The sequence below is a fragment of the Caulobacter sp. P4_E5 genome (genome assembly GCF_056401555.1).
Genome location: NZ_JBFUJD010000057.1, coordinates 1 through 17,040, shown reverse-complemented (window position 1 = coordinate 17,040; position 17,040 = coordinate 1). Strand labels below are relative to the sequence as shown.

Sequence of the window (17,040 nt, the reverse complement as noted above, 5' to 3'; positions counted from 1 at the left end):
CTAGCAGGCCGGTCGAAATCAAGCCAGTTGGTCGCCGATCGGCAGGGTGCGGAGGCGTTTGCCGGTGGCGGCGAAGAGCGCGTTGCACAGGGCCGGCGGGGTCGGCGGATAGGCCGGCTCGCCCAGGCCCGTCGGCTTGTTGTCCGACAGCACGAAGGCCACCTCGACCGGCGGCGCCTCGGCCATGCGCAAGAGCGGGAAGTCGCCGAAATTGCTCTCGACCACCGCCCCGTTCTCGATGGTGATCTTCTGGCGCAGGGTCGCGCCGACGGCGTCCAGCACCGAGCCCTGCACCTGCTGCTCGGCCCCGCTGGGATTGACGATCTGGCGGCCGACGTCGACCGCGGCCCAGGCCTTGTGGACCTTGGGAGCCCCGCCCTCGCCCACCGAGGCCTCGATCACCACCGCCACATAGCCCTGGTGGCTGTAGTGGCAGGCCACGCCCAGGCCGGTCCCCTTCGGAACCTTGCGGCCCCAGCCGGACATCTGCGCCACCCGGTCCAGCACCCCGCGCATGCGGCCGGTGTGGAAACTGTCGCCCTTGCCCGGTTCGCCCAGCAGGCGCGGCTCGCCCAGCAGGCGGCGGCGGAAGGCGACCGGGTCCTCGCCGGCGGCCAGGGCCAGCTCGTCGGTGAAGCTCTGCATCACCCAGCCGATGGCGTTGTTGCCCGGCGCGCGCAGCCAGCCGGTGGGCGCGCCCAGCGGCATGGTCGAGACGTCCATGGCGTAGTTGGCCACAGCGCGAGCGGGGAACTGATTGCCGCTGATGTTGCCGGCCCGGACGAAGGTCTTCTCACCGCCGAAGCTGATGAAGTGGTCGCGCCAGGCGACCAGCTCGCCCTGGGCGTCGAGGCCGGCGCTCAGGTGGTGCCAGCCGGCCGGACGGAAGAAGTCGTGCTGGATGTCGTCCTCGCGGGTCCAGACCAGCTTGACCGGCGCCCCGACCGCCTTGGAGATCCACGCCGCCTCGACCATGAAGTCGTTCATCAGCCGCCGGCCGAAGCCGCCGCCGCTGCGGGTGAAGTGGATGGTGATGTCGTCCTGGCTGACGCCCAGCGTCTTGGCGACCAGCTCGCGACCGTCTTCGGGGTTCTGGGCCGGGGCCCAGATCTCGACCTTGCCGTCCTTGAACGAGGCCGTGCAGTTCTGCGGCTCCAGTGTGGCGTGGGCGATGAACGGGTAGTCGTACGAAGCTTGAACGCGCTTGGCCGCGCCCTTCAGCGCCGCCTCGACGTCGCCGTCCTTGCGCAGGGTGCGCTGCGGCGGCTGCTTGGCGAGTTCGGCGGCCTTGGCGGCGAAGCCGGCCGTGCTTTGCGCCGAGGTCGGGTGCTCGGCCCAGGTCACCTCTAGCGCGTTGCGGCCCTTGCGCGCCGCCCACCAGCTGTCGGCGACCACCGCCACGCCGGGCAGCAGGCCTTCCAGCGCGGTTCCGCCGTCGACGATGAAGGCGTCGCGGACGCCTTTCACGGCCTTGGCCGGGGCCAGGTCGACCTTGGCGACCTTGGCCGCGAACACCGGGGCCTTCAGGAAGGTGGCGTACAGCATGCCCGGCAGGCGCACGTCGATGCCGAACAGCGGCTGGCCGGTGACGATGGCGGGGTTGTCGGACTGGCCGTGCGGCTTGCCGACGATGCGATAGGCCTTGGGATCCTTCAGCGGCACGGTCTTGGGATCGGGCGGCGTCAGCTTGGCGGCGGCCTCGACCAGCTCGCCATAGGCGATGCGGCGCTTGCCGGCCGGATCGACGACGACGCCCGGCTCGGTGGTAAGGCCGGCGGCCGGGACGCCCCAGCGCTGGGCGGCCGCCTGGATCAACATGGCGCGGCCCACGGCGCCGACCTGGCGGGTCGGCTCCCACTCGTCCGGGGTCGAGGTCGAGCCGCCGGCCGACTGCTCGCCATAGATCTTGGCGTCGACCGGGGCCTGCTCGATGCGGACATTGGCCCAGTCGACGTCCAGCTCCTCGGCGATCATCATCGGCAATGAGGTCTTGATGCCCTGGCCGATCTCGGGCCGCTTGGCGGCGATGGTGACGATCCCGTCCGGGGCGATGCGGACGAAGGCGCTCAGGGCCGGCCCCGAGGGCGCGCCGGCCGCCCGGACCGCGCCCGGCAGGTTGAACGACAGCAGGAGCCCGCCGCCGGCGGCCGCGCCGGCTTGCAGGAACAGGCGGCGCGAGGGCTTTTCGAGCAGATCGGTCATGGTCAGGCCTCCGCCTTGACGCCGGCGGCGACCTTGATCGCCTTCTTGATGCGGATGTAGGTGGCGCAGCGGCACAGGTTGCCGTTCATGGCCGCGTCGATCTGCGCGTCGGTCGGCTTGGGCGTGGCGGTCAGCAGGGCCGTGGCCGACATGATCTGGCCGGCCTGGCAGTAGCCGCACTGGGGCACGTCGATCGCCTTCCAGGCCTCCTGCACCTTGGCCCCGACTGGCGTCTTGCCGACGCCCTCGATGGTGGTCACGGCCTTCTTGCCGACTCGGCTGACCGGCGTGACGCAGGCGCGGACCGGCGCGCCGTCCAGATGGACCGTGCAGGCGCCGCACAGAGCCGCGCCGCAGCCGTACTTGGCGCCGACCAGGCCCAGGGTGTCGCGCAGCACCCACAGCAGCGGCGTGTCGCCCTCGACGTCCGCGGTCCGCGTTTCTCCGTTGATGGTCAGCGTGAACGCCACGACGCAACTCCCGTTCTCTTAGGTTGAGGCGATCCTGCCTCAACGCCGCCGTTCACGCGAGGACTGTCACACAAGTTTCACAGATAGGATTTGACGATCAAATCCTTCCGTGGTTCCGGTGCGCCGCGCGGCGGTCCGTTCACGGATGAATACCGTTCCGCATGGATTTGCCGCCTCTTGTACCGAGGCGAAACCAACCGCTTCGCACGAGGGAAAGAAGCACGATGCTGGGCTTGTTCAAGGCGGTCATGCCGAAGGAAGACGCGTTCTTCGAGCTGTTCTGCGCCCACGCGCGGACCCTGGTCGCGGGCGCCGAGGCGCTGCACGACATGACCGTCGGCGGCGACGCCGTCGAGGCCGCCAGCGCCCGCGTCTACCAGCACGAGGAGGAGGCCGACGAGGTCACCCGCCAGGTGATGGTCGCCGTGCGCCGCAGCTTCATCACCCCGTTCGACCGCAGCGACATCCAGGACCTGACCACCTCGCTGGACGACGCCATCGACCAGATGCGCAAGACCGCCAAGGTGGTCAGCCTGTTCGAGGTCAAGACCTTCGAGCCGCACATGCGCGAGATGACCCGCATCATCGTCGAGGCCGCCAAGCTGACCGAGGAGGCCGTGGGCCTGCTGCCGAAGATGCGCCTCAACGCCGGCAAGCTCAGCGAGATCGCGGTGAAGATCACCCAGATCGAGGAGCAGGCCGACCAGATGTACGACCAGGGCCGCAAGGACCTGTTCATGGCCCACCGCGCCGGCGATCCGATGGCCTTCATCGTCGGGGTCGACATCTACAGCCATCTCGAAAAGGTCGTCGACCGCTTCGAGGACGTGGCCAACCGCATCAGCGGCATCGTCGTCGAGCAGGTCTGAGCCCCGTGGACGCCACGCTCCTGATCCTGGTCTTCCTGGTCGTCGTCGCCCTGGCGTTCGACTTCCTGAACGGCCTGCACGACGCCGCCAACTCGATCGCCACGATCGTTTCCACCCGCGTGCTGTCCGCCAAGTGGGCCGTGCTGTGGGCGGCGTTCTTCAACTTCATCGCCTTCCTGTTCTTCGGCACCAGCGTGGCCAAGATGGTGGGCTCGGGCATCGTCGACCCGCACGTGATCAGCGACCGCCTGATCTTCGGCGCGCTTGGCGGAGCGATCAGCTGGAACCTGCTGACCTGGTGGGCCGGCATCCCCTCGTCCAGCTCGCACGCCCTGATCGGCGGCCTGGTCGGCGCGGCGATCGCCAAGGTCGGCGGCCTCGGCGCGATTCAATGGGTGGGCCTGCGCAACACCGCGGCGGCGATCGTCGTCTCCCCCACCCTGGGCTTCTTCCTGGCCCTGCTGCTGGTGCTGGTGGTCTCGTGGACCTTCGTGAAGAGCTCGCCGTTCTTCGCCGACCGCGTGTTCCGCAAGTTGCAGTTCGCCTCGGCGGCGCTCTACAGCCTCGGCCACGGCGGCAACGACGCCCAGAAGACCATGGGCATCATCGCCGCCCTGCTATTCGCCCATGGCGCCACCGACAAGGCCGGCCACATCCCGTTCTGGGTGATCATCGCCTGCCAGACCGCCATGGGTCTGGGAACCCTGTTCGGCGGTTGGCGCATTGTGCACACCATGGGCAGCAAGATCACCCGCCTGACCCCGATGCAGGGCTTCTGCGCCGAGACCGGCGGGGCCATCACCCTCTTCTTCTTCACCCACCTTGGCATTCCGGTCTCGACGACTCACACGATCACGGGCGCTATTGTCGGCGTCGGCGCCTCGCGCCGAGTCTCGGCGGTGCGCTGGGGCGTGGCCAAGGACATCGTCATCGCCTGGATCGTCACCCTGCCGGCGGCGGCTCTGACGGCGGCCGTGTTCTACTATCTGGGATTCTGGATGAAGTGACCGACACGGGGGGAAAGCAGGAAGGACGCAAGTCCGGCGGCAAGCGCCGTCAGGTCGCCGCCCTGCCCTGGCGGGGCGAGGGCGAGGCCTTGCGCATCCTGCTGGTCTCCTCCCGCGAGACCCGCCGCTGGGTGATCCCCAAGGGCTGGCCGATGAAGGACAAGACCGACTTCGCCGCCGCCGCCCAGGAAGCCTATGAGGAGGCCGGGCTGGACGGTGTGATCTCCGAACGCCCGATCGGCGAATACGAGTACCTCAAGAAGATGAAGAGCGGCGCGGCCCGGCTGGTCAAGGTCGACGTCTTCCCGATGCAGGTCACCGGCGAGCACGCGACTTGGCCCGAGAAGGGCCAGCGCACCCTTGAATGGATGACGCCGGTCGAGGCCGCCCTCGCCGTCCAGGAACCGGAGCTGCGCAACCTGATCGCCCGCTTCGCCGGGGTCGAGCTGCCGGAGGAGGAACGCCCCGCCCCGCACCCCGCGCCAACGCCGGTCCGCGTGGCCTTCCAGCGCCTGCGCCGCCGCGTGACGGCGCTGTGGGGGCGTTACCGGCGATAAAAACTGTCATCCCGGCCAAGCGCGAAGCGCGCAGAGCCGGGACCGCCGGAAACGCCGGCGCTTGCCGTGGTCCCGGGTCTTCGCTTCGCTACGCCCGGGATGACAGGCCTTTAGGGCTGTGGACAATTCCGACTGCCGCGCATAATGTTCCCATTATGTTCTGGCGCGGCGAGTCCTCATGCAACTGTCCCTAGGCCTGGCGCGGTCGCCGCTGGAGAGCGTGCGTGACGCCCTGCTCTGCGAGTTCGGCCCGCAGCGGCCGGTGGCGCGGATGGACCCGATCTCGCAGCTGGTGAAGTCGTCGATCAGCGGCCGCACGCTGGACGCGGTCTCGTGGGGCGCCTTCCTGCGCCTGCGCGCCGAGTTCAAGGGCTGGGAAGACCTGGCCCGCGCCCCGGTCGCGGCGGTGGCGCGGATCATCGACGACGTCACCTTTCCCGGCGACAAGGCCCGCCACCTGACCACCGCCCTCAAGATGATCGAGGACAAGGTCGGCTGGCTGTCGCTGAGCCACCTGAAGGGTCTCGAGGTCGACCAGGCCCGCTGGGAACTGCAGGCCCTGCCCGGCGTCGGGGTCAAGGTCGCCGCCTGCGTGCTGAACTTCAGCGACCTGGCGATGCGGGCCCTGGTGGTCGACACCCACATCCACCGCGTCGCCAAGCGCATCGGCCTGGTCGGCGCCGGCGACGCCACCCAGACCTATCACACCCTGATGGACCTGGCGCCGGACACCTGGACCGCCGACGACCTGTTCGAGCTGCACTGGCTGATGAAGCGCGGCCTGGGCCAGATGCTGTGCCCGCATGAAGCGCCCAAGTGTGGCGCATGCCCGCTCAAGACGATGTGCGCCAAGACCGGCGTCGGCCAAAGCGCCGACGTGCTGGCCTGGCGGCCGCGGGGTTTGGGCTGACCAGACCGACAGAGCGGGAGCTAGGTTGATCGCCTTCAATTCTGAGGAATCGCTTCCGCGACGCCCCTGAAACTAGAGGTGCTACATGGTCACAACCGGTAGTGACAACACCTCATGGCCCACGTACCGTGGAGCTATGGAGCGGGGGCAGCCATACATAAAGCTTCGTCTCGACACGAAGCAGCCGATCGAGTTGGGCGACTTCGTGAGCGCCTTCACGTCCTTGGCGACCGAGTATGATCGGTACATGCGAGCACAACACCCGGAGGCTGCATCCGGGGCGTCCTTGTATGTGAGTGAAATTCGCAAGGGGAGTATTGAAGCGCTTCTTATCCCAGCAGTCATCGCGCCGATGCTGCCTGATATCGTCAATACGATGAGCCAAATCCTCACAATTGAAGATTTTTTGGCGCGCTATTCCAAACGACTTGGTTGGTTCACTGAAAAATCGGCCCTTCCAGAGGATGTTACAAAGGCCGAACTCCGCGACTTCTCAAGTCAAGTTGCGGCCATCGCTAACAATCCAGGGTCGACTATCGAATTCGCTGCCATTCAGATCGAGAACGGCGAGCACAAGGTTTCCGCCGCCTTCAAATTCGACACCAACCAAGCAAGGGCAATTGAAGACAACGTCCAAACGGCAAAGATAGCTTTAGAGCATAAGGATCGCGCCGACTATTTGCGAGCACTGATGGTCTTCACCCGCTCGGATGTGACGACGGTGCCGATGGGAAAGAGCACGGGCGAGCGCGTAAGGATTGACAGCATATCAGACCGGTCCCTACCACTTATCTATGCCTCCGATATGGCCGAACAATCTATAAAGCACGAGATCAGGGAAGCCGAAGATAACGTCTTCAAGAAAGGCTTTATCGTGGATGTTAACGTGGAGTCACGAGGCGGGAGGGCTATCGCTTATCGGGTCACCAACCTGCACCAAGTGATTGATCTAGACGACTAGCTACCCGTTCTCATGTTCAGGCCAAGACTTGCGTATGGACATGATAGCGACAACGTAAGCGCCCTCTCCCGATTGGATCACATGGCTCCGCGCCGCCCAACCGAGATGCCTAGGATGACCATGACCGCCCCCGACGCCGCGATGATGGCCGCGCCCGAAGCCCTTGCCCGCTTCCTCGAAACGGCCGACGCGTCTCGCCTCGACGGCGTCTTCTCGACCGGCGACGTCACCATCCTCGAGAACTTCCCACCGCACGTGTTCAACGGCCAGGACGGCCTCGCCCACTGGCGCGAACTGATGACCCAGCACGTCGGGGCCATCGCCGACCTTCGCCACGCGTTCGGGTCGCCGCAGGATTTCGGCCTGACCGGCGACACCGTCCACTTCACCCTGCCCACCCACTGGACCGGCGTCCGCGACGGCCGGCCGTTCAGGGAACTGGGCGGCTGGACCTTTGTGCAGGTGCGCGAAGGCGGCGGCTGGCGGATCCGCTCCTATGGCTGGGCGGTGATCAGTTTCGAGCCGCCAGCTCGGTAAACGTCCGCGTCCCGATCCCGTAGTGGCGCCAGTCCTTGTAGTCGAAGTGCCACCACTCCTCGGTGTAGACGGCGAAGCCCTCGGCCTCCATCGCCTGGCGCAGGATCGCCCGTAGCGCACGCTGTTTCGTCGTGCCGCCCACGAAGTCGGCATAGGCGCGGCCCGAGAACTCGTCGTAGCGGCTGGGCATCTCGACGGGCTTGCCGGTCTTGAGGTCGTACAGGGTCAGGTCCACCGCGCAGCCTCGGTTATGGCGCGAGCCCTTGGCCGGGTCGGCGACGAAGGCGTGCTCCTCGGGCGGGGTCGCTTCCCAGAACATCCAGGTCACGAACCACGGCCGATAGGCGTCGTGGATCAGCAGGCCATAGCCCTGCTCCGCCAGCGCCTTCTGGGCCCGGGCCACGGCTAGCGCCGCCGGCCGTTGCATGTAGGCGGCCGCCCGCTCGTACAGCGGGATGCCCATGAAGTTGTTCGCGCCGGCGTAGCGGATGTCGAGCTTGATGCGCGGGTCGATGGTCGTCAGGTCGACGAGGTCGGCCGGCACGTGCGCCTCGGTGTCTATTGGCGGCGCGGCGGCCAAGGCCCGCTGGCGCAAGGCGACCGGATCGGCGCGGACGGCCTTGTGGATCACCGCTTCCGCCTCGGCTCCGAAGTCGTGCCAGGCCAGCGGCGTCCCGTTCAAACGCACCGCGCCCGTCTCCAGGACCAGCTCACCGCCGCCGGCGATCACGTAGCGCGCCCCGCCGGCCGGGGTCAGCCGCGCAGACGACAGGCCCGCCCCGTCCACGAACAGCGCGCCGTCCTTCTCGAACACCGTCAACGGCGCGGCCTTGTCGCCGTACTGGCCGACCGCGGCGAGTTCGGCCTTGGTCTGGGCGCTCGCGACGCCCGCCAGCAGCCCGGCGGCGGCGAGGGACAGGAAGGATCGTCGAACCAGACCGCTCATCGCCACCTCGTTGGACAGTACTCAACTAACTCACCCATCTCCTTGTCATCCCGGCCGCAGCGAAGCGGAGAGCCGGGACCCAGGGGCAGCCGCACTGGGCTTGGCCCCTGGGTCCCGGACAGCCTCTGCGAGGCTTCCGGGATGACACGAGAAGTGGCGGTTTGAGACTATTGGACTCTTCAGCCTCACGGCTTCCCTTGGCGCCTACTTCATCGTCGGGATGACGAAGCTGCTGTCCCCCACGTCGCCTTCCGGCCAGCGGGCGGTCACCGTCTTGACCTTGGTGTAGAATTTCACGCCCTCGACGCCGTGCTGGTTGGTGTCGCCGAACGCCGAACGCTTCCAGCCGCCGAAGGTGTGATAGGCGACCGGCACCGGGATCGGCACGTTGATGCCGACCATGCCGACATTGACCCGCGCCGCGAACTCGCGGGCGGCGCGGCCGTTGCGGGTGAAGATGGCGACGCCGTTGCCGTACTGGTGCTCGGACGGCAGGGCCATGGCCTCTTCGAAGCTCTCGGCGCGGACCATCTGCAGCACCGGGCCGAAGATCTCTTCCTGGTAGGTCTTCATGCCCTTCTTGACGCCGTCGAACAGCGACGGGCCGATGAAGAAGCCCTTCTCGTAGCCTTGCAGGCTGAACTCGCGGCCGTCGACCACCAGTTCGGCGCCCTCTTCCTGGCCGATGCGGATGTAGTCGGCGATCTTGGCGCGGTGGGCGGCGCTGACCACCGGGCCGTAGTGGGCGTCGGGGTCGGTGGAGATCCCGACCTTCAGGCCGCCGATCTCGGCGACCATCCGCTCGCGCAGCTCATCGGCGGTGGCCTTGCCCACGGGGACAACCACCGGCAGGGCCATGCAGCGCTCGCCGGCCGAGCCGAAGGCCGCGCCCGACAGGTCCTTCACGACCTGGTCCAGATCGGCGTCGGGCAGGACGACGCCGTGGTTCTTGGCGCCGCCCATGGCCTGGACGCGTTTCCCATGCGCCGTACCCGTCTGGTAGACGTAGTGGGCGATGTCGGAGCTGCCGACGAAGCTGACGGCCTTGATGTCCGGATGGGTCAGGATGGCGTCGACGGCGCTCTTGTCGCCGTGAATCACGTTCAGCACCCCGGCTGGCGCGCCGGCTTCCATCATCAGCTCGGCCAGCTTCACGGGGACCGTGGGGTCCTTCTCCGACGGCTTGAGGATGAAGGTGTTGCCGACGGCGATGCTGATGCCGAACATCCACATCGGGATCATGGCCGGGAAGTTGAACGGCGTGATGCCCGCGCAGACGCCCAGCGGCTGGCGCATCGAATAGACGTCGATGCCGGGACCGGCGCCTTCGGTGTACTCGCCCTTGAGAATGTGAGGGATGCCGCAGGCGAACTCGATGACCTCGAGGCCGCGCTGGATGTCGCCCTTGCTGTCGGCGATGACCTTGCCGTGCTCGGACGACAGGATCTCGGCCAGGATGTTCATGTCGCGCTCGATCAGGCGCTTGAACTCGAACATCACCCGGGCGCGGCGCTGCGGATTGGTGGCGGCCCAGCCGATCTGCGCCTTGGCGGCGGCCTGGACGGCGGCGTCCAGTTCGGCGTCGGTGGCCAGAGCCACGCGGGCCTGGACCTCGCCGGTGTTGGGATTGAAGACGTCGCCGAAGCGGCTGGAAGAACCGGTCAGGGTCTGACCGTTCACGAAATGGGCGATGTCTCGCATGATGCGCTCCCTAACGCTGTTTTGCGCGTCAATAGCATCCAAGGTTCACGCCGTATCGCGCAAAATCCTGCCAAGCTCAGTCGGCGTCGACGTGGACCCGGCGGAACCGGCCCTGCAGATAGACCAGCGGCTCGTGGTCGGGGTCGTAGCGCAGCTTGACCACCCGCCCGACATAGACCCGGTGGTCGCCGGCGTCGAAGACGTGGTGGGTCTCGCACTCGAAATTGGCCATGCAGCCCGGCAGGATCGGCACGCCGGTGCGCCAGGTCTCGGTGTCGATGCCGGCGAAGCGATCGGTGTCCTTCTGCACGAACTGGCGGGCCAGCTGCTGGTGCTCGGCGTGCAGGACGTTGACGGCGAAGCGGCCCGCGGCGTCCAGGGCCGGCAGGCTGGCCGACTTCAGGTCGACGCAGACCAGGGCCAAAGGCGGGTTCAGCGACACCGAGGTGAAGGAATTGGCCGTCAGCCCGACCTTGCGGCCGTCCTCGCAGACCGTGGTGATCACCGTCACCCCGGTCGTGAAGCATCCGAAGGCGTCGCGCAGAGCCCGGGCGTCGTGCTCGGCTCCCTCCCCCAATTCGATCGTGACCGCTTTACTCATCGCCTAAGCAGTGCGGCAAAGCGCGGCGGCGGGCAAGCGGTGGAAATCATCCTTCTCCCCTTGCGGGAGAAGGTGGCGTCCGGAGGACGTCGGATGAGGGGTCGCACGGCGCCGCCGAGCAGGAAAGCGGCGGACGCGACCTTCAACCCCTCATCCGTCGCTTCGCGACACCTTCTCCCGCAAGGGGAGAAGGAAATTACGCCTGCTCCACCAGCACCCCGGGGCGGCCGGCGTCCAGCCCGAACGTCACCGGCAGCTGGCGCACGTGCGGGGTCTGCAGACCGAGCGCCTTGGCCCCCCGCGCCACGGCCAGCTTGCCCAGGGCCGTGGGCCCGAAGCCGTCCTGGATGCGCGGCTTGGCGCCGAGCCGGCGACGCAGCACGCCGTTGGCGTAGATGACGTTGGCGCGCATCAGGGCCGGCGGGGTCATGAATTCGATCGAGATCGAGACGTTCAGCATCGGGCCGTTCTCGATCCGGTGCGGGGCGTTCTGCTTCCAGGTGACCATGTTGCCCGGCGTCAAATCGACCGCTTGCGCGCCAGCGTCCCATGCGGGCTCGAAGGCGAACTGCTCGGCGGTCTCGCGCAGCACGATCTTCTCGAGCGCCAGATCGCCGACATAGGGATCGGTCACCGGATAGACCCACACCTTCTTCTCGCCGCGGATCTGCCACAGCGACACCAGCGGCACGTCGAGATGGTAGAAGACCTGGGCGTTGGCGCTGCTGATCAGCATGCCGACGTCGCGCTTGAAGGTCTTCAGGCCCGGGACGTGGGCCTCCTTGTCGGCGAAGATCTCGTCGCTGAGGGCGGCGTATTCGGGCACGTGGTCGTTGGTCTGGCGCAGGTTCAGCCAGATGCGGCCGGTCTTGGCCGCTTCCAGCAGCTGGTCGCCGGTCAGATTGCCGGCCGAGCCCTTGCGCCAGGTGGTCCAGGCCTTGGGGTCCTCGCCCATGGTGAAGACGCCCAGCTTGTCGCGCGGATAGAGGTCCAGCAGCCGCGCCAGGCCCTCGTCGTCGAACATCGGCCGCTCGTGCAGGGCGTGCTTGAACAGCAGGTTCTCGCGGCCGAAGGCCTTGGCCTTGTCGGCCGTCCAGTCGGTGATCACGCTCACGCGGTCCTCCCGTAGAATTGGATCTTGAAGGGGCCCCACCAGAAGGTCTTGCCCAGGCCGCGCGCCGTGCGGTCCAGCCACTCGGCGCGGTCGGCGGCCCGGGTCAGCCACTTGAAGCCGGCGACCAGGCCGAACACGGCGGCTTGGCCCAGGCCGATCAGCATCCAGCGGACGACGCCCAGCGTGTCGCGCGGCGCGGCGGCGGCGCAGTGGGCGGTCGGTCCTTGGCCGTACGCGAAGGCGCGGGCGATCGTGTAGGCCAGGTTCAGGCGCGAGGGGACGGGATCTTCCCAGACCCAGGCCGCCGGCTCCCAGGCGAAGCGCGCGCCAGCCGCGCCCATGTGACCGAACAGCATGTCGTCTTCGCCGCCGATGTGGTTGCGCTCGGCCGAGAACGGCGCGACCGGGTCCGGCAAGGCCGCCCGGCGGATCAGGCTGTCGCCGCAGCCGTAGTGGCGATCCAGGATCGTCGCCTGCGCCGGGCCCTCGCGCGAGAAGAAGCGCTCCAGATAGTCGCGATGGTCGACGATGTTGGCCGGAGCGCGGGCCTTCACGGGGCCGAACACCACGTCGGCGTCGAAGCGGTCGCGGGCGGCGATCAGGGCGGCCAGCCAGCCGGCGGGCGCCTCCTCGTCGTCGTCCAGGAAGGCGATCAGCTCGCCCGACGCGCGGGCCATGCCGGCGTTGCGCGCGAAGGCGACGCCGGGGCGCTTTTCGTTGACATAGATCACCGGAAACGGCGCGGCCTTGGCCAGGTCGTCGGCGACCGGCTTGGCGGACGGGACCTGGTCGTTGTCGACGATGACCAGCTCCAGGTCGGCGAGGTCGACGCCGGTCTGGCCGAACACCGAACGCGCCGCGACGGCCAGGCCGTCGGGGCGTCGCTGAGTCGGGATCATGATCGTGACGCGCGGCATCAGGCCTCCGGATGGTCTCCCTGGCGGCGGTGCGCCCGCGAGGCCACGGCCTCGACGAAGTCGCGCACGCGGCCGCCCATGGTCAGTTCGGTGCTGGCGATGGCGTCCATGCGGCGGCGCAGCTGGCCGACCGGACCCGCGCCATGGGCGCCGGCCAGGTTCCAGACGCTTTCCATCGAGTGCGCCATGCGCCCGCCCAGGCTGGCGGCCGTCGCCGCGCCCTCGCCGATCGTCACGGTGTTGAGGCCGTAAGAGCGCTTGTAGTGGTCGTGGCCGGGACCCAGGTCATAGCGGGTCAGGCCCAGCTCCGGCATGGCGGCGATGGCCCGCAGGAAGAAGATCTGCCCCGGCGACCAGGCGGCATGCTCGGGGTTCGTCGAGGCGATCCACGGGTGGTAGACCGCGCCCTGGCGGATGCCGAAGTGCCCGCTGACCAAGGTGTCGCCGGCATAGAGGTTGATCATCAGGCCGCGGAGCTCGCCGTCGCGCTGGACGAACAGGTCGGCCATCAGCTCGCGGGTCCAGTCGGCGCGCAGGAAGTCGTGGCCGCCGGTGCGGGCCAGCTGCTCGCGCTTCCAGTCGATCAGCTGGTTGAAGGCTTCGCGCGACATATCGCCGGCCACCAGACGCAGCGGTCCGGCCTCGCGGTCCAGCTTGTGGTCCAGGCGGCGGTAGTTCTTGATCTTCTTCGGGCTCTCGGCGCGGACCGCCTCGAGATAGGCCTCGGCGGTCGTGCCCGTCAGATCGATCAGATAGGCGGTGCGGTCGCTTTCCGGCGCGGCCGGGAACACGCCGTGCGGGTCGATCAGGCCGGTATAGCGGAACACGCTGACGCCGGCGGCGCGCAGGACCTCGTCCACCTTCAATCCCGCATCGGGACGGCTGACCAGGCCGTGATAGTCGGACAGCGGCGAGCCGATCGGCCGCGCCAGACCGCCCGGCCGGCGGTGATAGGCCAGGAAGCCGAGCGTCTCGCCCCCGCGACGGACCACCGCGACGCGTGCGTCTTCACGAACCTTTCCAACGGCTTGAGCGAAGTCCGGGCCCATCAGCGGATTGGCGAACCCGACTTGCGACGCGGCCAGGCTCCGCCACAGCGCCACGTCAGCGGCGCTCAGCAGGCTCGGATGAAGGGTCTCGACGTCCAGCATGTCCACCTGTCCTACTCCGGGGCGGGTTAGGGAAAGATGGACCGCGACCTGCAATCGTCAGGCCATGTGTGGGCCAGTCGACAGACTAGCCGAAGGTCGCGCCGAGGATCTTTTCCAGCCACTGCTGGTCGACGGCGTCGAACGCGGCGGGCTTGTCGGAATCGACGTCGAACACGGCGATCAGCGCCCCGTCCGGCCCGAAGACCGGCACGACGACCTCGCTCGCCGAACGGCTGTCGCAGGCGATGTGGCCGGGAAAGGCGTGCACGTCCGGGACAAGCTGGGTCCGCCCCGTCGCCGCCGCCGCGCCGCAGACCCCGCGCCCGTAGGCGATGCGCAGGCAGCMCAGCGAGCCCTGATACGGCCCGACCACCAGCTCGCGCTCTTTCGTGGGATCGACCACGTAGAAGCCGGTCCAGAAATAGTGGTCGAAACTGTTGGCCAGCATCGATGCCACGGTGGCCATGCGGGCCGTGACGTTGGGCTCGCCATCCAGCACGGACGCGATCTCGTCGGCGACCTCGGCATAGCGGGTCGCCTTGTCGGCGGAGAGGGTGATGTCGTTGAACGCTTCAGCCATGGGCGGGATATAGCGCGCCGCGCGGCGGAAGCGAGAGGGGCGCGTGGCGGAGTTTGGCCAGCAGCGGCCACTGTGATGGGCTGCTCATTAGGCTTTCGGAGTATCGACGAACCTGTACTTCGGCAATACAGGACTTCCATCGTTGACGACATAGCGTAGCCGCGCCGAAAACCATGCTTCCGCTCTCGACCAATCCTTTATACTTATCGGAAGCCGCGCGATGTGCTTCAGCTCGCGATCGTAGAGCTCTACATGCATGAAAGGAATAACGCCGGTAACGACAATGATTTGTCCAAAACCAGCCAGCTGGGAGACAGGAATAGTCCTGTTCTTAAAGAGACGACGGTAGATGATGCTATCGCCTTCGATGCTCCAACGTACGTGCTGGATAGCAATACCGGCCACCATGAGGCCGAGGAGAAAGACGCCGATGATGGCTCCGGACCAGAGCTCAGCTGAGGTTTGCGCTTCGGGATGGGTGAAAATCCCATAGATCATGGCCACCAAGGCTCCCGCGGCGGCTAAACAAACAAGCCACCCCAACGTTCGCTTTGCTGACCCGGTCTTGAATACGAGTTCACTCTTCATCGGCTCCACCCACAAACTCATAGTGGTCTAGATTGGTGTTCCTCGCCGCTATCCTGACCTAGTCCGGCGGCGCCGGACAGCCCGTGGGCCAAGGCTGCCGTGCTTCACGACATGGGGCGCGTCTCTGGCGGTTGGGGCGGCGCATGTCCCGCAATGAGGTCGACGATCTTCTGAACGAGGCCATGAAGACCTTAGGCATTCCCGCCTTCAAGCGGCCGCTGATCTATCGGTCGGCCAGGCTATTTGGCGCTTCGCGTTGGGGTACAGGAGTCAGTCGGCCGCCCCCCCTTGTGCGGTGGCGGCCAACCTCATTTCCGGCGGCGCGCACGGGCCTGTGAGGTCAAGCCGTCGCCATAACCGTCAAAGGTTAGTCCGATCAGGGACAGTCCTCGCTGAAGGTTGTGGAGTAGGGCGTCACCTCACCCCACTTGTACGGGTAGCTTGTGCACGGAGTGATGTGGCCACCGACTTCATACATCAGGGTCGCGTCAGAATAGTAGATCGTCTCGATGTAGTGGATGGGGACGGCCGACACCATCGTGGGAACCATCAGCGCGGAGACAGCAGCGGCCACGAGCAAAGACTTCGGAAKTTTCATAAGCGACATCTCCCCATGCGCGAACATTCGCCCATGCAATCTGCGCTTGATATCAGCAAAGTCAATCTTCGGAGGAGTGGCGGCGAAAACCGCCCTTAGGGTGATTAACCGAGCGGCCGGCGCGGAGAGCCCGGAGCGCCGTCAACGAGCAGCGAGGCGATGAACCAGGAAGACAAAGGCGCGCGGGCGTGGTGCTGCCGAACAGGCGGCTAGAAGGTGGCGAGCAACCGCTGAGGCGGACAGGCGAATACGGTCAGCTTCCCGTTCTCCAGAGCCGGGGTGTCCATCGATGGATGAGGAGCCCGGCAGCGATAGCCGCGAGGAAGGCTACGAGCTCGCCCAAGGCGGCGTATTGGATCAGAGCGCGTGCTCTAGTTCGCGCCTGCTGAAACAGAGCGCAGGCTAGAAAGGTCCGCAATGGCTTGTGAGCGGACGCTCCGAACGGCCGAGAACATTGGCTCAAGCGGGCGGGCGACCTAGACCAGCAGAGCTATAGGCATCGGGCCAACTTGAACGTCGTTCCCAGTTCGCTTTTGATCTACACGCACCGCCGTACCCGGCTTCATGTCGATGACCTTCACGTCGGCCTTCAGCTGGGTCGCGAGCGCACGGACAATGCTCGTCCCAAGCCCTGGCGCCTCGACGCCGCCCTTTGGCATGCCGACGCCATCATCGACGACCGACAGCGACCAGCCCCTATCCGTCGAGCGATAGGCGACCTTGATCGTTCCGGCCCGCTCCTCGGGAAAAGCATGCTTCAGGGCGTTGATCACCAGCTCTGTGACCATGAGACCCAAACTCACCGAGCGATCGGAATCGGTGGAACTGCCGTCGGCATCGACGGTGATCGTCAACTGGTTGGGATCGCGTATCATCGAGGCGGCGATGCTGGCGCAAAGCTCGGTCAGGTATTCGCCGATCAGCACGTCGGCTTCGCCAGTCGTGGCCAACTGGCGCTGAATGGCGGCCACCGACATCACCCGATTGTGGGCGCTGTGTAGATGGCCCCGGGTCTCGTCGGACTGCACCTTCCGGGCGCTTTGCAGCAGGACGCTGGCGATGATCTGCAGGCTGTTGGCCACGCGATGCTGCAGTTCCTGCAACATGATGGCCTTGTCGCGCACGAGGTCATCCTTGATCTTCTCGGCCAGCCGCTGATCGGTGACGTCGGCCACCGCCAGCAGCAGCAACTGTCGCGCCGGAGAGCCGAACAGAAGATTTTCCGCGCTGAGCACCAGGCGTCGCGCGCGGCCTTCGCCCTCAAGGTCCATTTCATAGGCGGCGATCTTCGCTCTGCCTGAAGCCGTGGCTCTCTGCCTGAAGCCGTGGCT

18 protein-coding genes and 1 pseudogene are annotated in these 17,040 nt (G+C 66.9%); 7 read left to right on the top strand and 12 right to left on the bottom strand.

What is annotated here, in order from left to right; all coding sequences use genetic code 11:
• Nucleotides 1-18 precede the first annotated feature (18 nt).
• On the bottom strand, nt 19-2,202 hold the full coding sequence (locus tag AC1DSO_RS16900) for a xanthine dehydrogenase family protein molybdopterin-binding subunit (protein ID WP_477069922.1): 2,184 nt from the start codon (nt 2,200-2,202) through the stop codon (nt 19-21).
• A gap of 2 nt (nt 2,203-2,204) precedes the next feature.
• Nucleotides 2,205-2,672, bottom strand: a complete 468-nt coding sequence (locus AC1DSO_RS16895) for a (2Fe-2S)-binding protein (RefSeq protein ID WP_056050049.1) — start codon at nt 2,670-2,672, stop codon at nt 2,205-2,207.
• 224 nt (nt 2,673-2,896) lie between these two features.
• Here AC1DSO_RS16895 and AC1DSO_RS16890 point away from each other — a divergent pair, with 224 nt between their 5' ends.
• The 6 genes from AC1DSO_RS16890 (at nt 2,897) to AC1DSO_RS16865 (ending at nt 7,513) form a co-directional block, all read left to right on the top strand.
• Nucleotides 2,897-3,541 carry a DUF47 domain-containing protein gene (locus AC1DSO_RS16890; protein WP_477069921.1) on the top strand — a complete coding sequence of 215 codons (645 nt, stop codon included), beginning with the start codon at nt 2,897-2,899 and terminating at the stop codon, nt 3,539-3,541.
• 5 nt (nt 3,542-3,546) lie between these two features.
• Nucleotides 3,547-4,548 (top strand): inorganic phosphate transporter, encoded by a 1,002-nt coding sequence (locus AC1DSO_RS16885; RefSeq protein WP_477069920.1) that lies wholly within the window; start codon nt 3,547-3,549, stop codon nt 4,546-4,548.
• Nucleotides 4,536-5,105 (top strand): NUDIX hydrolase, encoded by a 570-nt coding sequence (locus AC1DSO_RS16880; protein WP_477069943.1) that lies wholly within the window; start codon nt 4,536-4,538, stop codon nt 5,103-5,105. Before AC1DSO_RS16885 ends, AC1DSO_RS16880 begins: the two co-directional genes overlap by 13 nt.
• 178 nt (nt 5,106-5,283) lie before the next feature.
• On the top strand, nt 5,284-6,015 hold the full coding sequence (locus AC1DSO_RS16875; RefSeq protein ID WP_477069919.1) for an endonuclease III domain-containing protein: 732 nt from the start codon (nt 5,284-5,286) through the stop codon (nt 6,013-6,015).
• A gap of 205 nt (nt 6,016-6,220) precedes the next feature.
• A complete protein-coding gene (locus AC1DSO_RS16870) occupies nt 6,221-6,976 on the top strand; it encodes a hypothetical protein (RefSeq protein ID WP_477069918.1) in 756 nt (251 codons plus the stop codon).
• Between the two features lie 114 nt (nt 6,977-7,090).
• Nucleotides 7,091-7,513, top strand: a complete 423-nt coding sequence (locus AC1DSO_RS16865; RefSeq protein WP_477069917.1) for a hypothetical protein — start codon at nt 7,091-7,093, stop codon at nt 7,511-7,513.
• On the opposite strand, the gene AC1DSO_RS16860 is transcribed toward AC1DSO_RS16865, so the two are convergent.
• Nucleotides 7,488-8,459: a M15 family metallopeptidase gene (locus tag AC1DSO_RS16860; RefSeq protein WP_477069916.1), complete on the bottom strand. Its 972-nt coding sequence runs from the start codon at nt 8,457-8,459 to the stop codon at nt 7,488-7,490. The genes AC1DSO_RS16865 and AC1DSO_RS16860 overlap by 26 nt on opposite strands.
• A 10-nt stretch (nt 8,460-8,469) precedes the next feature.
• On the opposite strand from AC1DSO_RS16860, the pseudogene AC1DSO_RS16855 reads away from it, so the two are divergent.
• Nucleotides 8,470-8,608, top strand: a pseudogene (locus tag AC1DSO_RS16855) (hypothetical protein); the annotation flags it as partial.
• A gap of 55 nt (nt 8,609-8,663) precedes the next feature.
• Here AC1DSO_RS16855 and AC1DSO_RS16850 read toward each other — a convergent pair.
• The 9 genes from AC1DSO_RS16850 to AC1DSO_RS16810 form a co-directional block, all read right to left on the bottom strand.
• Nucleotides 8,664-10,160 carry a CoA-acylating methylmalonate-semialdehyde dehydrogenase gene (locus AC1DSO_RS16850; protein WP_477069915.1) on the bottom strand — a complete coding sequence of 499 codons (1,497 nt, stop codon included), beginning with the start codon at nt 10,158-10,160 and terminating at the stop codon, nt 8,664-8,666.
• Between the two features lie 76 nt (nt 10,161-10,236).
• Entirely contained in the window at nt 10,237-10,761 is a 525-nt protein-coding gene (locus tag AC1DSO_RS16845) for a flavin reductase family protein (protein ID WP_477069914.1), read from the bottom strand.
• A 196-nt stretch (nt 10,762-10,957) separates the two neighbouring features.
• A complete protein-coding gene (locus AC1DSO_RS16840; protein WP_477069913.1) occupies nt 10,958-11,986 on the bottom strand; it encodes a hypothetical protein in 1,029 nt (342 codons plus the stop codon).
• Nucleotides 11,872-12,792: a glycosyltransferase gene (locus AC1DSO_RS16835; protein WP_477069912.1), complete on the bottom strand. Its 921-nt coding sequence runs from the start codon at nt 12,790-12,792 to the stop codon at nt 11,872-11,874. The genes AC1DSO_RS16840 and AC1DSO_RS16835 overlap by 115 nt, the downstream gene beginning before the upstream one ends.
• Complete coding sequence (locus tag AC1DSO_RS16830) at nt 12,792-13,943, bottom strand: GNAT family N-acetyltransferase (protein ID WP_477069942.1); 1,152 nt, start codon at nt 13,941-13,943, stop codon at nt 12,792-12,794. Before AC1DSO_RS16830 ends, AC1DSO_RS16835 begins: the two co-directional genes overlap by 1 nt.
• 85 nt (nt 13,944-14,028) lie before the next feature.
• The gene (locus AC1DSO_RS16825; protein WP_477069911.1) at nt 14,029-14,523 is read right to left on the bottom strand and encodes a GAF domain-containing protein; all 495 of its coding nucleotides are present in this window, start codon (nt 14,521-14,523) and stop codon (nt 14,029-14,031) included.
• Between the two features lie 87 nt (nt 14,524-14,610).
• Nucleotides 14,611-15,027, bottom strand: a complete 417-nt coding sequence (locus AC1DSO_RS16820; RefSeq protein WP_477069910.1) for a hypothetical protein — start codon at nt 15,025-15,027, stop codon at nt 14,611-14,613.
• A 460-nt stretch (nt 15,028-15,487) separates the two neighbouring features.
• Nucleotides 15,488-15,649, bottom strand: coding sequence for a DUF6289 family protein (locus AC1DSO_RS16815; RefSeq protein WP_477069941.1), 162 nt, complete (start codon nt 15,647-15,649; stop codon nt 15,488-15,490).
• A 536-nt stretch (nt 15,650-16,185) separates the two neighbouring features.
• Nucleotides 16,186-17,040: sensor histidine kinase (locus AC1DSO_RS16810; protein ID WP_477069909.1), on the bottom strand; the 855-nt coding region annotated here is incomplete at its 5' end.

Excerpts from the sequence above, each read along its gene's own strand:
- AC1DSO_RS16890 (WP_477069921.1), top strand. The coding sequence starts at position 2,897 with ATGCTGGGCTTGTTCAAGGCGGTCATGCCGAAGGAAGACGCGTTCTTC.
- AC1DSO_RS16865 (WP_477069917.1), top strand. The coding sequence starts at position 7,091 with ATGACCATGACCGCCCCCGACGCCGCGATGATGGCCGCGCCCGAAGCC.
- AC1DSO_RS16830 (WP_477069942.1), bottom strand. The coding sequence starts at position 13,943 with ATGCTGGACGTCGAGACCCTTCATCCGAGCCTGCTGAGCGCCGCTGAC.
- AC1DSO_RS16835 (WP_477069912.1), bottom strand. The coding sequence starts at position 12,792 with ATGCCGCGCGTCACGATCATGATCCCGACTCAGCGACGCCCCGACGGC.
- AC1DSO_RS16875 (WP_477069919.1), top strand. The coding sequence starts at position 5,284 with ATGCAACTGTCCCTAGGCCTGGCGCGGTCGCCGCTGGAGAGCGTGCGT.
- AC1DSO_RS16860 (WP_477069916.1), bottom strand. The coding sequence starts at position 8,459 with ATGAGCGGTCTGGTTCGACGATCCTTCCTGTCCCTCGCCGCCGCCGGG.
- AC1DSO_RS16845 (WP_477069914.1), bottom strand. The coding sequence starts at position 10,761 with ATGAGTAAAGCGGTCACGATCGAATTGGGGGAGGGAGCCGAGCACGAC.
- AC1DSO_RS16900 (WP_477069922.1), bottom strand. The coding sequence starts at position 2,202 with ATGACCGATCTGCTCGAAAAGCCCTCGCGCCGCCTGTTCCTGCAAGCC.
- AC1DSO_RS16815 (WP_477069941.1), bottom strand. The coding sequence starts at position 15,649 with ATGGTGTCGGCCGTCCCCATCCACTACATCGAGACGATCTACTATTCT.
- AC1DSO_RS16850 (WP_477069915.1), bottom strand. The coding sequence starts at position 10,160 with ATGCGAGACATCGCCCATTTCGTGAACGGTCAGACCCTGACCGGTTCT.